Source organism: Pedobacter sp. (assembly GCF_965279535.1).
In the GTDB taxonomy this organism is placed as follows: domain Bacteria; phylum Bacteroidota; class Bacteroidia; order Sphingobacteriales; family Sphingobacteriaceae; genus Pedobacter.
This window is the reverse complement of record NZ_OZ257244.1, coordinates 4,348,178-4,362,027: the sequence shown is the minus strand read 5'-3', so window position 1 is coordinate 4,362,027 and position 13,850 is coordinate 4,348,178. Positions and strand designations below refer to the sequence as shown.

The 13,850-nt window shown below is 37.9% G+C and carries 11 protein-coding genes; 1 reads left to right on the top strand and 10 read right to left on the bottom strand.

Annotation, left to right across the window (positions count from 1 at the left end; genetic code table 11):
* Nucleotide 1: 1 nt before the first annotated feature.
* The 8 genes from ACQY77_RS17995 to ACQY77_RS17960 form a co-directional block, all read right to left on the bottom strand.
* Complete coding sequence (locus tag ACQY77_RS17995) at nt 2-3,268, bottom strand: SusC/RagA family TonB-linked outer membrane protein (protein WP_421940922.1); 3,267 nt, start codon at nt 3,266-3,268, stop codon at nt 2-4.
* Nucleotides 3,269-3,383: 115 nt separating this feature from the next.
* On the bottom strand, nt 3,384-4,568 hold the full coding sequence (locus tag ACQY77_RS17990) for an ROK family protein (protein WP_421940923.1): 1,185 nt from the start codon (nt 4,566-4,568) through the stop codon (nt 3,384-3,386).
* A 244-nt stretch (nt 4,569-4,812) separates the two neighbouring features.
* Entirely contained in the window at nt 4,813-6,000 is a 1,188-nt protein-coding gene (locus ACQY77_RS17985) for an ROK family protein (protein ID WP_421940924.1), read from the bottom strand.
* A 141-nt stretch (nt 6,001-6,141) separates the two neighbouring features.
* A complete protein-coding gene (gene lepB / locus ACQY77_RS17980) occupies nt 6,142-7,335 on the bottom strand; it encodes a signal peptidase I (protein ID WP_421940925.1) in 1,194 nt (397 codons plus the stop codon).
* Between the two features lie 49 nt (nt 7,336-7,384).
* Nucleotides 7,385-8,119 (bottom strand): 4-hydroxy-tetrahydrodipicolinate reductase, encoded by a 735-nt coding sequence (gene dapB / locus ACQY77_RS17975; RefSeq protein WP_421940926.1) that lies wholly within the window; start codon nt 8,117-8,119, stop codon nt 7,385-7,387.
* Nucleotides 8,120-8,129: 10 nt separating this feature from the next.
* The gene (locus ACQY77_RS17970) at nt 8,130-8,834 is read right to left on the bottom strand and encodes a DUF5683 domain-containing protein (RefSeq protein WP_421940927.1); all 705 of its coding nucleotides are present in this window, start codon (nt 8,832-8,834) and stop codon (nt 8,130-8,132) included.
* Nucleotides 8,834-9,742, bottom strand: a complete 909-nt coding sequence (locus ACQY77_RS17965) for a ParB/RepB/Spo0J family partition protein (RefSeq protein WP_421940928.1) — start codon at nt 9,740-9,742, stop codon at nt 8,834-8,836. The genes ACQY77_RS17970 and ACQY77_RS17965 overlap by 1 nt, the downstream gene beginning before the upstream one ends.
* Nucleotides 9,743-9,750: 8 nt before the next feature.
* Nucleotides 9,751-10,554: a ParA family protein gene (locus ACQY77_RS17960; RefSeq protein ID WP_421940929.1), complete on the bottom strand. Its 804-nt coding sequence runs from the start codon at nt 10,552-10,554 to the stop codon at nt 9,751-9,753.
* Nucleotides 10,555-10,735: 181 nt separating this feature from the next.
* Between ACQY77_RS17960 and ACQY77_RS17955 the strand changes: the two genes are divergently transcribed.
* On the top strand, nt 10,736-11,257 hold the full coding sequence (locus ACQY77_RS17955) for an NADPH-dependent FMN reductase (protein WP_421940930.1): 522 nt from the start codon (nt 10,736-10,738) through the stop codon (nt 11,255-11,257).
* An 83-nt stretch (nt 11,258-11,340) separates the two neighbouring features.
* On the opposite strand, the gene ACQY77_RS17950 is transcribed toward ACQY77_RS17955, so the two are convergent.
* Together ACQY77_RS17950 and ACQY77_RS17945 are read right to left on the bottom strand one after the other, a co-directional pair.
* Nucleotides 11,341-11,532 carry a hypothetical protein gene (locus ACQY77_RS17950; RefSeq protein WP_421940931.1) on the bottom strand — a complete coding sequence of 64 codons (192 nt, stop codon included), beginning with the start codon at nt 11,530-11,532 and terminating at the stop codon, nt 11,341-11,343.
* A gap of 105 nt (nt 11,533-11,637) precedes the next feature.
* Nucleotides 11,638-13,722 (bottom strand): glycoside hydrolase domain-containing protein, encoded by a 2,085-nt coding sequence (locus ACQY77_RS17945; protein WP_421940932.1) that lies wholly within the window; start codon nt 13,720-13,722, stop codon nt 11,638-11,640.
* Nucleotides 13,723-13,850 lie beyond the last annotated feature (128 nt).

The window sequence follows — 13,850 nt, the reverse complement described above, 5'->3', positions numbered from 1 at the left end:
ACTAAAAATTTGCATTTAATGAGAATCCAAAGTTTCTAGATGCAGCTGTTGAGCCTACATCTACACCTTGAGACCACCATTTGTTTCCAAGAGGTGCTTCTGGATCCAGATCTTTCAAAGTTCTGTGGATGTAAAACAAGTTACGTCCGATCAAAGAAAATCTTAAATTCGAAATTTTCAGTTTTTTAGTGAACGAAGCTGGAATTTTATAGCTCAATACAATCTCTCTCATCTTGATATAATTGTTATCAAAAATCTCTGCTTCAGTTAAAGAGCCTTCTCCCCAGTTGTAAGTAGTTAAGTAATAATCGGCAGCAGAAAGTACTTTTGTATTAGCCAATCCTGTTGTTTGATTTACACCTTGTAAAACAACACCATCATTATAGGTTTTACCATTGCTGGTGTAAGTTAAACCGCCATTAGCTGCATCTCTGAATTCCATTGAGTTTTCTAACATACCTGCACCGCGCATGTATTTCAAGTTAGGTGCAATCATTTTACCACCAAAACGGTAATCAATTGTAACATCTAAAGCAAAGTTACCATAGCTAAAAGTGTTCGAGAAACCTCCAACTGCTTTAGGCATGATGTTTCCTGCTTTAACATATACAGAGTTATCCATTACATAATAACCATCGTCGTTGATCAGGAAATTTCCATTAGCATCAGTTTTTCTAGGACGGATATAGATATTACCTAATTCTTCTCCAGCTCTTGCTACGATTTTAGCAGTAGATTGATCTGATGAATAGAAGTTGATTTCTGAGTTTGCATCTTTTAGTGAATTTACTCTAGATTTGTTGGTAGAGAAATTTAAACGGGTATCCCATCTGAATTTTCCAGATACAGGAGTAGCGTTTAATGCAATCTCCCATCCTTTGTTACCAATTTCGCCAACGTTAACAATCTGGCTTTGTGCGCCATTTGTAGAACTTACTTCTAATGGTAAAATTTGGTTTTTGATTTTGTTGTCATAATAACTCACATCTAAACCTAATCTTCCGTTTAAGAATCTGGTCTCTAAACCAAATTCAGCTTCGTATTTCTTTTCTGGCATTAAACCTAAGTTACCATAAGCTCTTGCAGGCACCAAGGTAGGTACGGAACCGTTGATGGTTTGTTGTGAAGTTTGCGTGTAAGAAACGTTAGCTTCATAAATTGGAGGCGCGTTACCTACCACACCATAAGATGCTCTTAACTTACCATAATTCCAAAATGAAGGTAATTTCCAAAGATCACTGAATACGAAACCACTGTTTACCGAATAGTAAGAGTATTGATTATTTCCAGGAGGAAGTGTTGAAACATACTCTTGTCTTATAGTACCTTCAGCAAATAAGAAATCTTTATAGCTTAAGTTCATCAAGCCCAGGTAAGCATATTTAAGTTGTTCTTTACGAGATTCAGAAGTTTCAGCTACTCCGAATGAGTTAGATAAAGCAAAAAAGTTTTCTGTAACTAATCCATCTCTTGTATTAGATCTTAAGTCTTTGTAAGTCTCTTTTCTACCCTGGTAACCACCGCTTACAGACAAACCAAAGTCTTCACCTATTTTATTAGAATAGGTTAATAACGCATCCCCATATAGAACTGAGTATTGGCCCTGAGTTGTAGTATATGATCCTGTACTGGTATTACCATTTAAAGCCGTTGGAATTTCAGTGAATTGACGATTTTCCGATTTAGCACTGGTATAGTCATTACCAATACGACCTCTTAACTTTAAGTTTTTGGCTACATCATAGTTTAATGTGAAACTTGACAATAACCTGTTTTCATTTTCATTGTATTGGTTTTTCAATTGTTGCCAATAGAAATCTAACAAGTTAGTTGCTCTGATATTGAAAAGAAATGGCTCTGGGCGGGCAGTTTGATCAAAAGTAGCATATTTGTAACCGTTACTGGTTTGAAATTTCTCCTTCATCAAGTTCATATCTTCTGCACGGCTGAAGAAACCACTGAATGAACCCAATACCTGACCCAATTGATAAGGTCTGTTTTTTGTTAAGGTATTAACGTAACTTACAATCACATCTGCAGATAATTTTGGTGCAAGTTTAATTGTAGAGTTTAAGTTAAAGGTATTTTTCGAACCTGTATTTCCTGGTTGAGTTCCTTTATAATCTAAACGAGAAGCTGAGAAACGATAGTTTACGCCTTCTGTTTGATTAGAAATAGCAATATTTGCATTCGAGGTATATCCATTTTGGTATACATCTCTGTAGTTATTCGGTTGAGGAGAAAAAGAACGAATAGAACCATCCCACCATCTCACTTGCTGGCCTTCCATTTTAGGACCGAAGTTAGCATAAGCTCTGAAATATGGTCTGAAACCACTTGGCGAACCGGCATCAGCAATCCAGCCTTCTTCTGTTGCACCATTGGCTACGTTGGTTTCTCTATCGTAACCCGGACCGTAGGTATTTTGGAAGTTAGGTAAGAAAGCAACCTGATCAATTGAACCCTGGTAGTTAAAATCAATACCTAGTCCCCTGTTTTTAGATCCCTTTTTAGTGGTAATTACAACAACACCGCTGGCTGCATCAGAACCATAAAGTGCAGATGCACTTGCTCCTTTTAGTACCGTTAAACTTTCAATATCTGCAGGGTTGATATCTAAGATACCATTACCACGCACACGCTGATCATCCCAGTAGTTGTTATTGTTTGCTCCAGCAGCACCGTTTTGTCCATCATTACGGATCATCACCCCATCTACAACATATAAAGGTTGTTGATTATAGTTAATGGAGTTGATACCCCTGATCTGAACGTTTACCGCACTACTTGCACCGCCTGGGGCGGTTGTAATTTTAACCCCAGCTGCTTTACCATATAAAGCAGAAGCAAAGTTAGTATTACCTGCCTCAGTGAGCTGCTTGGCAGTTACTGTACTTACTGCGTAACCTAAAGATTTTTCTTGTCTTTTGATGCCGAGTGCAGTAGTAACTACGGTCACCTCATCTAATTGATTTGAACTTTCTTTTAAAATTACACTTACTGAAGATTGATTACCTACACTTAGTTCTTGTCTGGTGTAACCGATTGCGGTGAACACCAAAACTTCGTTTGGATTTACGCTAATAGAAAATTTTCCGCTCCCATCAGTTTGGGTAACTTTTGCTGTACCTTTAACAGATACACTTACACCTGGCAGAGGCCCCGATGCATCTTTTACCGTACCGGTAATGGTTTTCTGTGCATAGGCAGCTATTGTAAAGATACTTAACAATAGCACGCTTAAACACTTTACATACATTTTTGTCATGGCTGTATTTATTAGTTTAGTTATGTTATTAGTTTGTTTTTGGAACTTATTTAGAATAGTAGTCTGTTTATTTCATCATATATTTTTGGTTTATGGTTAAAAATTCAGTTCATTTCTAAAACTGGCTGTGCTCAATCATTAAACTGGCAGCAGCTAACAGTTCGGCCTCATCTGTGAGGGTTGATAATTTTATATTGGTTTGTTCGGCGATGCGGGGTATACAAAATTCATTGATGGCTTGTTGGATCGGTGGCAATAGCATTTTTCCAGCCTTTGCTCCTCTGCCGCTTAAAACAATGCACTCGGGGTTTAAAATGTGTATTAATGTAGCCAGCCCTTTACCTAATTGAAAAGAAGCTTTGGTTAAAATGGAAATAGCAACAGGATCTTGCTGCCCAACAGCTTGCAAAAAATGATCACTTGGATGTTTGGCTTTATCTTTAAAAAGTTCCTGCATGCTCGATTCTGCCCCCTCTGCTATGGCTTTCTCCGCTTTATCTGCCATTACTAAAAGCGAAGTATCAACCTCTAAACAGCCTTTACGTCCGCAAGAGCATAAGTTACCGCTGCTAGATAAAGGAATGTGGCTGAATTCGCCTGCATAACCACCGCTACCGCGATATAGCTCCCCATTCATAATCATCCCCAAGCCAGTACCCCATCCAATGTTAACAACCATCACATCTTTTAAATCTATGGCTTCTCCAAAGTTGAGTTCGGCAAGGGCAATTAAACTGGAATCATTATCTATAAATACAGGAAGACCTAGTTCTTTAGAGATGTATTTTTTTAAAGTCGCGTTTTTTACTTTCAGATAGGAATGGTTAACCCCCTCTTCAGCATTTACAAAACCAGGCATCCCCATGCCCACACCTAAAATATCAGCTTTATCTATACCCGAATCGGTAATAGATTGATTGATAAAATCGGCCAGAACATTAACATCACTATCGGGTTCAGTCATATCAAAAGATAACATCTGAACCGGAATGATCATTCTGCGGGAAAGGTCGTAAATACTTAGCCGTGTAACCAGCTGATCCATTGCAATGGCTACAATATATTTTTTCAGATCAGGATTGATCAAAAACATTAAGGGTCTTCTCCCGCCTGTAGATGGCGCTAAACCCTGCTCCATAACATACCCTTCTGACACCAAACTATTTACAATTGAAGTTACCAATGGCAGGCTTTTCTTGGTTAGTTTGCTCAAATCAGTTAATGACAACACCTTTTTATAATAAAGGTGTTTGATAATATCAGCTCTCAGTCGCTGATTTTTTTCTTCAATTATTGACATTAGGGAGTTTGATTACTCAAACTTATAAAATATTTTTAAAACTTTTTCAAACTTTTTAATTTTTTTTAAAAGTTAATTTAACTTTTTATTTAAACACGAAAGGCAAATAATCTTTCGATCATTCGCCTTTCGTTAAATTTTTATTTTTTTAACCTGCCTTAAGTTAAACTATTTTAACACATTCTTAACCTTAACAACACCATCAAGGGCATTTGTAATAACTATTTTGAGATCTTAATTATTATTATTCGAACTGACTATTTTCCACCATTAAACTTGCCGCTGCTAAAAGTTCGGCCTCATCTGTTAAAGTGGAAAGTTTAATGGTAGTTTGTTCTGCTGTTCTTGGAATACAATATTCATTTATAGCCTGCTGAATAGGTGGAAGAAGCATTCGGCCAGCCTTAGCCCCTCTACCGCTCAGCACAATGCATTCAGGATTTAAAATATGAATTAAAGTTGCTATTCCTTTACCCAATTGAAAAGAGGCTTGTGCCAGAATAGATACAGCAACAGGATCCTGCTGTCCAACAGCTTCTAAAAAATGATCGCTGGGATGCCTGGACTTATCTTTCAAAAGTTGCTGCAAACTGGATTCGGCTCCTTCGGCTATAGCTTTCTCTGCTTTGTTGGCCATTACGAGGAGAGAAGTATCTACTTCCAAACAGCCTCTTCTACCACACGAACAAAGATTATTGCTATTGGACAGCGGAATGTGACTAAACTCCCCGGCATATCCCCCACTACCTCGATATAACTCACCATTCATAATCATACCCAGGCCTGTTCCCCAGCCAATATTAACCACCATAACATCCTTCATATCTATGGCTTCTCCAAAGTTCAGTTCTGCGAGCGCAATCAGGCTGGAATCATTGTCTATAAATACCGGCAAGTTGATATGACTTGAAATGTATTTTTTTAAGCTTTGATTCCTCACCTTCAGATAAGAATGATTAATTCCTTTTTCAGCATTAATCAATCCTGGCATCCCAATCCCCACACCAAGGATATATTCTTTCTGGATTCCAGACTCCTGCAATACCTGATGAACAAAATCGATAAGAATATGAATGTCACTATCTTCTCTGGTCATATCGAAAGTTAGGGTCTGAATGGGAATACGCATCTTGCGGGATAGATCATAGATCGTTAATCGGGTCACGAGCTGATCCATGGCAATTGCGACAATATATTTTTTTAAATCGGGATTGATCAGATACATTAAAGGTCTGCGCCCTCCGGTGGATGGAGCTAAACCCTGTTCCAATACATAACCTTCTGCGATAAGGCTATTCACAATTGTAGTTACAAGCGGCAAACTTCTATTGGTAAGCTTGCTTAAGTCGGTAAGCGACAGCACCATCTTGTAATACAAATGCTTGATTATCTCAGCTTTAAGGCGCTGATTTTTTTCTTCAATGAGCGACATAATTATTTGGTTATATTCAAACTTATAAAAAAATTACAAAACATCAGTAACACTTTTTAAAAAAAATAAAAAGTGTTCGCCTTGAAATGAAAAAGGCGAATAACCTCTTGATTACTCGCCTTTTCTATGCATTTATATTTGTTAATGAATACCTTTAAATAATCTGCTCCATCTGATTTTATGGAAAAATGAGGCCTCACTATCCCAGCTCATCCAGATGAACAATGCTTTTCCAACCACATGGTCTTCCGGAACAAACCCCCAGTAACGGGAATCTGCAGAATTATGACGGTTATCGCCCATCATCCAGTAATAATTCATTTTAAAGGTATAAGTTGAAGCAGGTTTATCATTGATGTACCAAACACCACCCTTTTGTTCCACCTTATTACCTTCATATGTTCTGATAGCCCTGTAATACAGCGGCATAGTGTTACTGTCTATTTTAACTGTCCAACCTCTTGCAGGAATTTTGATTGGCCCATAGTTATCCCTGTTCCAGGGGCGATTTGGGTCATTAGGAAAAATCCCTCCGGCCTCAGGTCCTACTGCATCCGGACTTTGTGCTACAGATTTAACAAAATCGAATTTTTTCAGTTTTTCGGCAATTTCCGGAGATGCATCCACGATATAAGTATTGACCGCCACAGGGGCTGCGCTTTCTAAACCAAGTTTAAGATCAGTTAACAACGAATAATCGAATTCCATGGTTTTAAACTCTATGCGATACGGCATCATACCTGTATTTTCTAAAGGCTCCATCTTACCATTAACATAAGCAACACCATTTTTCATGGTAATTTCATCACCCGGAATACCAATACACCTTTTAATGAAATTTTCACGCTTATCTACTGGTCTATCCACAATGGTGTAAGTACTGCGAACATTTTCACGTCCCATTGCCCTTACTAAACGGTAATAACTATCTGCCTGATTTTCGACAGCTACAGTATCTCCTTCAGGGAAGTTAAATACCACAACATCATTTCTTTTGATCTCTGATAAGCCCGGTAAGCGGCGGTACTTCCATTGTACGCCATCCCAATAAGCTTTAGTAGAGGTAGTTAAAGGCATGGTATGATGTGCAAAAGGAAATGCTACAGGGGTCATTGGGATACGCGGCCCATAATTAACCTTACTTACAAAAAGAAAATCACCAATCAGCAATGATCTTTCCATTGATCCTGAAGGGATGGTATAGGCTTCGATGAAAAAAACACGAATAATTGTTGCAGCCACTACTGCAAAAACAATTGCATCTACCCATTCGCGGGTTTTAGTCTTCTTCTTTTTAGGGGCATCCTTTCTTCTCTGCCAGAATTTATAATTCATATTTTATTTGGTTTGTTAACTGATCAATCGGTTAACCATTATCTGCTTATTATTCAAAAATATCTGTTATACTGAAAAATCCAGTTTTGTCTTTTAGCCATTCTGCTGCCACTACAGCTCCCAATGCAAAGCCAGCTCTGTTATGAGCAGTATGCTTAATTTCAATATCATCTACCTCACTGCTGTAAATCACCGTATGCGTACCCGGAATATTCTCAATTCTGTGCGATTCAATAAGCAACTGCTCTGGCTTAGGGAAAAGCTCTACATCTGTACCCACAACTTCATTTAACCATTCACTTTTACGCTCTACATTATCTACAATTCCTTCAGCAAGGGTTATTGCTGTACCACTTGGCGAATCCAGTTTCTGTGTATGATGAATCTCTTCTACCTGCACTTCATATGCCGGGTATTTATTCATCAGTTTGGCCAAAGTTTGGTTTAACTTGAAGAATAAATTAACGCCGATACTAAAGTTAGACCCATACAACAAGGTATTGTTACTGCTGTTACACTCATTTTTAACTTCCTGAAGCTTACCATACCAACCGGTAGTACCTACCACAACGGGCACATTGGCGTCAAAACAGGCGTTGATATTATTCAAAACAGAATCAGGTGTACTGAAATCTATCGCTACATCAGCAGCTTTCAGATTTTGCCTTGTTAAGTCTTCCTGATTATCAATGGTGATTTTTAAAACGATTTCATGGCCGCGTTCAAGTGCAAATTTTTCTATAATCTGCCCCATTTTACCATAACCTAAAAGCGCTATTTTCATGTTTATATTTTTAGAATGTGAAAGAGAGTTTTACTGCCGGATTTGCAGAAAAACCATACATATTACTTGAGTTAATTACCGAAGGTGAGATCTTGAAACCTAATTGGTCATCAATATTAAAGAAATGCAATCGCGCAGCAACATACGCGTCTACGATATTGGCGATGTACACCAGTCCGTAAGAAAAAATTACAATTTGTGAGTTCCGTTTATAGGTACTTTTACCAGAAAGCACACCAGCATCTGAGTATTGCACCAGATCATTTTCTTTGCCAGGATTAGCTTCCCGATACTGCGCTTCTGCCAAAAAGCGTTTATAAAGTTGCCTGTTATCAATATAAGCAATGGTTAAAGCGGTGAAACCACCATAAATTGCCCCAATTTTACCAATGGTATAAATGCGTTGCCCAGTTTGGCTTTTACCCGCACGTTCTCCATAACCATCGTTAAGTAAATGGAGGTTATAAATCTGGCCCAGGCCTGGGAATATCATGGATCTGAATATCGCCTTTCTGCCAGCAACTTTCCCGGGATTTACATACCTGGCTTTCATAGAATCCTGCCGGGTCATTACTTTAGGCTGAACAACTGGCTTTTTAACTGATTTAGTTGTATCAGTTGACTTTAATACCGTATCCTCAACCTGAGCTGAGGCCCGATTTACAAGAAAAAATGTAAATAAAGAAAGCAGTATTAAAAGTCTCTGGACTTGCATTACCAATCTAATAACTCTAAAATTCTGTTCAGGTCTTCATCACTCATAAAAGGAATTTCGATCGCGCCCTTTCCGTTCTGCGTTACTTTCAGTTTTACACGTGTAGCAAATTTTGAAGCCAGATCGTCCTGTAATTTTTGATATTGAAAAGAAACACCTTTTTCTTTGGGTTTATCTGCTTGTTTAAGCGGTATGTGCTGTAAATTTCGAACCAATTCTTCTACTTTACGCACAGAAAGATTTTTATCTAAAATTTCCTGGTGAATAAACAATTGCTTATCTACACCATCTACGTTAATTAGCGCCCTGGCATGCCCCATGCTAATTTTCTGATCGCGAATGGATGCCTGGATGGCTGGAGGAAGTTTTAATAACCTTAAATAGTTGGTTACAGTAGTTCTGTTTTTGCCTACCCGTTCACCAAGTTGTTCTTGTTTCAAACCCACTTCATCAATCATCCTTTGAAAACTAAGGGCCACCTCAATGGCATTTAAGTTTTCACGCTGGATATTTTCGATTAATGCCATCTCCAGCATTTGCTGGTCGTTAGCACTGCGGATATAAGCAGGAACCTGATTTAAACCAGCCAGTTTAGATGCCCTGAAACGGCGTTCACCTGAAATGAGCTGATATTTATTTGATCCAATTTTTCTAACCGTTATTGGCTGAATCAGGCCTTGTACTTTTATCGAATCAGAAAGCTCGTTTAAAGCAACCTGATCAAATTCTGTACGGGGCTGAAAAGGATTGGTCTCAATATCTGATAAATTTACATGACTGATACTACCAACCTGTTCCGTTTCACTAACCGGATCAATTTGTTGTTTGGGTTGATTCGTAGATTCTTTATCATCTAAAAGCGCACTAAGCCCTCTTCCTAAACCTGTTTTTCGCTGAAAGGATGTCATCTATAAATTTATAATGTTACTGAATCAATATTAGCCTCTTCTTTTAACAGGCCATTTTTCTTAACAATTTCTCGCGCAAGGTTTAAGTAATTGATAGCACCTTTACAGTTTGCATCATGCATAATTACCGAAACACCATAACTTGGTGCCTCACTCAAACGCGTATTTCTCTGGATAATGGTTTCGAATACCAGATCCTGGAAATGTGTTTTTACCTCTTCTACCACCTGGTTAGATAAACGTAAACGCACATCATACATCGTAAGTAAAATGCCTTCAATCTCCAATTCCGGATTTAAGCGGTTCTGAACAATTTTGATAGTATTTAACAATTTACCCAATCCTTCTAATGCAAAATATTCACATTGTACCGGAATGATTACAGAATCTGCAGCAGTTAAAGCATTAATGGTGATTAAACCCAATGAAGGGGAACAATCGATAATAATAAAATCATACTGATCTTTAATCTTCTCCAAAACCGCCTTCATCTTGTATTCGCGGTTGTTTAAATTGATCATTTCAATTTCGGCACCTACTAAATCAATATGAGCTGGTAAAAGATCCAAATTGGGTGTATCCGTTTTTTGAATAGCCTGAGCAGGATCAATATCATTGATGATGCACTCATAAATACTATCTTTAATATTTCGGGGATCAAAACCTATTCCTGAAGTTGAATTCGCCTGAGGATCAGCATCTACCAATAAAGTTTTATATTCTAATACGGCCAAACTCGCAGCCAGGTTAATCGATGAAGTTGTTTTACCTACTCCACCTTTTTGATTTGCTAATGCAATTATTTTGCTCATCTATCTATCCGAAATTTACTAAACGTTTGTCTGGGCGCTGCCTTTAATGCCTTTTAATTGCTAAAAAAGTCCTATTTTTGCATTGTTTACGCCCTTTTTCACAATCAGCTAAGATACAAACTATATGGTAATTTTAGCAATAAGGCGATGTGCGTTTTAAACATCTTATTAACAATTATGCATGATAACAATAATAGCCGCTACCAACAGACCCCATAGCAATACGCTAAAAGTTGCGAAATATTACCAGAAACAACTGAAAGAAAAGGGCGTTGAAACGAATATCTTTAGTTTAGAGCATCTGCCAGTTGATGTTCTTAACACAGATATGTACGGGAAAAGGTCGGATGAATTTCAAAAAATACAGGACATGATATCCGATACGGAAAAATTCCTGTTCATTATGCCCGAGTACAACGGCAGCTATCCCGGGGTATTAAAAGTATTAATAGATGCCTGCAATTTCCCTGATAGTTTTTACGATAAGAAAGCGGCATTGGTAGGAGTCTCATCCGGGAAATACGGCAATATTCGGGGCGTAGAACATTTTACGGGTGTTTGTCATTACATCCACCTCCATATTTTACCCCTAAGATTACATATCCCCAATATAAAAACCGAACTCAATGAAGCAGGCGATTTAATTCAACCTGATACCATTAAATTCACAAATGAGCAGATCGATAAATTCATTAAATTTTAACCGCTTACCGGTACCATTTAAAAATCAACCATAAAAAAAAGTTGCCAGAACATCCAGCAACTTCTTCTCTTAATTTTTTAACCTTACAAAAGGCCGTACAAACCGTTGGCATATTGCCTTAATGAAGCAGAAACTGTCTTCATTTTCTCTGGTGATGGCCCTTTTACTTTATAGGCTTCGGGATGAAGCTCTAAAGACTGGTTATCGGTATCAGTTTGATCTACTCTGCTACTAAATGCAGCAACTTGTTCTTCGCTTAATTTTAAAGGTGCCATGTTATCAATTTTAATATAACTATAACATTGGTCAACCAAATTATGTTTTGCAGATTTTCCTGTATTTGATCATTTTTTTGTAAGTAAAATTCAATTCTGATTCGGTTATTCCTCTATACTCGAAATCCATTTCTCCTGATTTTCATTTTTTACAGGCACCATAGAAGTCTTGATCGTTAAAATGCCTCCGTTTACAATATCATCCTGAGTAATGTAATTCCTGTTAAAAGGTTTACCATTTAGTTTTACCGAATGAATGTACTTATGCTTTGGATTAAATTGTTCTACTTCTATTTTGAACGTTTTTCCCTTTGGTAATTGGTACGTTACGGTTGGAAAAAGCGGAACGTTTAGGTAGTATATTGGCCAGCCTACACAAGCCGGAGAAAAACCACTGGCTGTAAATACGTACCAGGCACTCATGGCTCCTGCATCATCGTCCATGGTGCGCAAATATGCATGGGGTTGATTTCTGTAAATTTTCCCAATATAGGAACCTATGCCCCTGCTGTTATCGTTGAAATAGTTTTGAATTACGGTATCTGCTGCCAGCTGATGCATCCAGTATTGAGATTTATGAGCCACTTTGGTAAAATTATACATCAAGGGAACCTGTAAATCAGGTTCATTGGCGTGATTGTAAAGGTCTCGTTCAAAAAACTCATCTAATTTAGCCAGGTAAGCATCCTCTCCCCCATCTAAGGCTACCAAACCTTTAAAATCATAAGGTACAAACCAACGATACTGCCAGATGGTTCCCTGATACAGTCCGCGGGCCTGCATCTGGTCTACATCTCTCCTGGTCATATCCTTAAAATCTTTATTCCAGTAATTTTTGTATTCCAAAGCTTTATTCAGATAAAAAGCGGCCTTTTCTTTATTTTTTAAAATGATAAAAATTTGTGATAACGCCCAATTGTCATAGCTGGATTCAAGGGCTTTATCTGGCGATTTATAATCTAAATGATCCACCTCTTTCACTAAAGAATCAGCTATTTCTTTAAAATCTACCGGATAACCTTTACGATAGGCGTCTAACAAAACAACTATAGCATGTTCAGTTCTTACGGTATTACTAGGCTCTGTTTGGGTTGCGTAATCCTTTTTACCTGATTGATACATTTCAGCAATGGAAGTCACCATCCCTGAGTAGCGTTCCGGTGTGATGAGCGAAAGCAAAGGCAACTGTGTACGGTAATTATCCCAAATGGCCCAGCCGTTGTAACGGATTTCTTTATCTTTCCTGAGCTCACCTTTAGTGTTTCTATATTGTCCATCCGACTCAGAAATGACGTAAGGAGATTGCATGGTTCGGTATAGTAAAGAATAAAAAAGCTTTGCACTCTCCAGGTCTCCACTCACTGCGATTTTAGAAAGATTAGTATTCCAATCTCTTTTACTTTCTGCTTTCGTTTCTTCAAAACCAGCTTTACTTATAGCTTTTTGAGCGGCTGCTGTACTCACAGAAGAAAAAGCAATATTTACTTCTTCAATTGCTGATTCAGCATCCAGGTTAACGGTTAGTTTATGATCTCCAAGATCCTTCCACTTAGCTGCTCCTTTGAGCTGCAAGCAATAAAAAATCTTGTATTTCCCTGCGCCACAAGTTGTTTTAGACACAATCCAACCCGTAATCTTATTGTTTTGCACTTCGTGCTCCTCAGCTACAAAAGCTCCGTTAAAGGCATAGCCAAGGTCTACATAAAAACCTTTTGCTCCTTTTGGAAACTGATAAATCTCTTTACCTGAATTACCCAGCACCGTCAATTTAGCTTTGATCTGATTTTCAAAACCAACTTCATAATATCCGGGGCTGGCTTGTTCTGTTGCTTTAATCAATTCTGTTTTCGCCGGTTCAGTGCCTAAAAAAGGCTTGATCAGGATATTTCCACCGGAGCCCTGACAACCAACCCCCTCAAAACGGTTGTGCGTAAAACCCAGAAACTTCTTAGCCAGATACTCATATCCTGTATGTGTTTTCGGATAAGTTTGCGGGCAAATGCTCAACATACTGAATGGATAAGAGGCTGCAGGAGACATCTGCCCGTGATCGGCTGATGATCCCAGGAAAACATTTACTAAATCAACCGGTTTGGTATTGTCAATTGAAAATTGAGTTGCTCCATGCTGAGCTAAAACGTTTAACTTAAAAATCAATAAAAAAGCTAAAAGGGAATAAAAAGATTTCATTAAAGTGCTTGGATTATTTTGATGGCAACTAAAATAGGCTTTTTAAGGTTAAGATGATATTATGTTATAAGCTAAATTTCCAAAATACCATTTGCTCATTATTTTACCATTTAGATACTGGATAATTG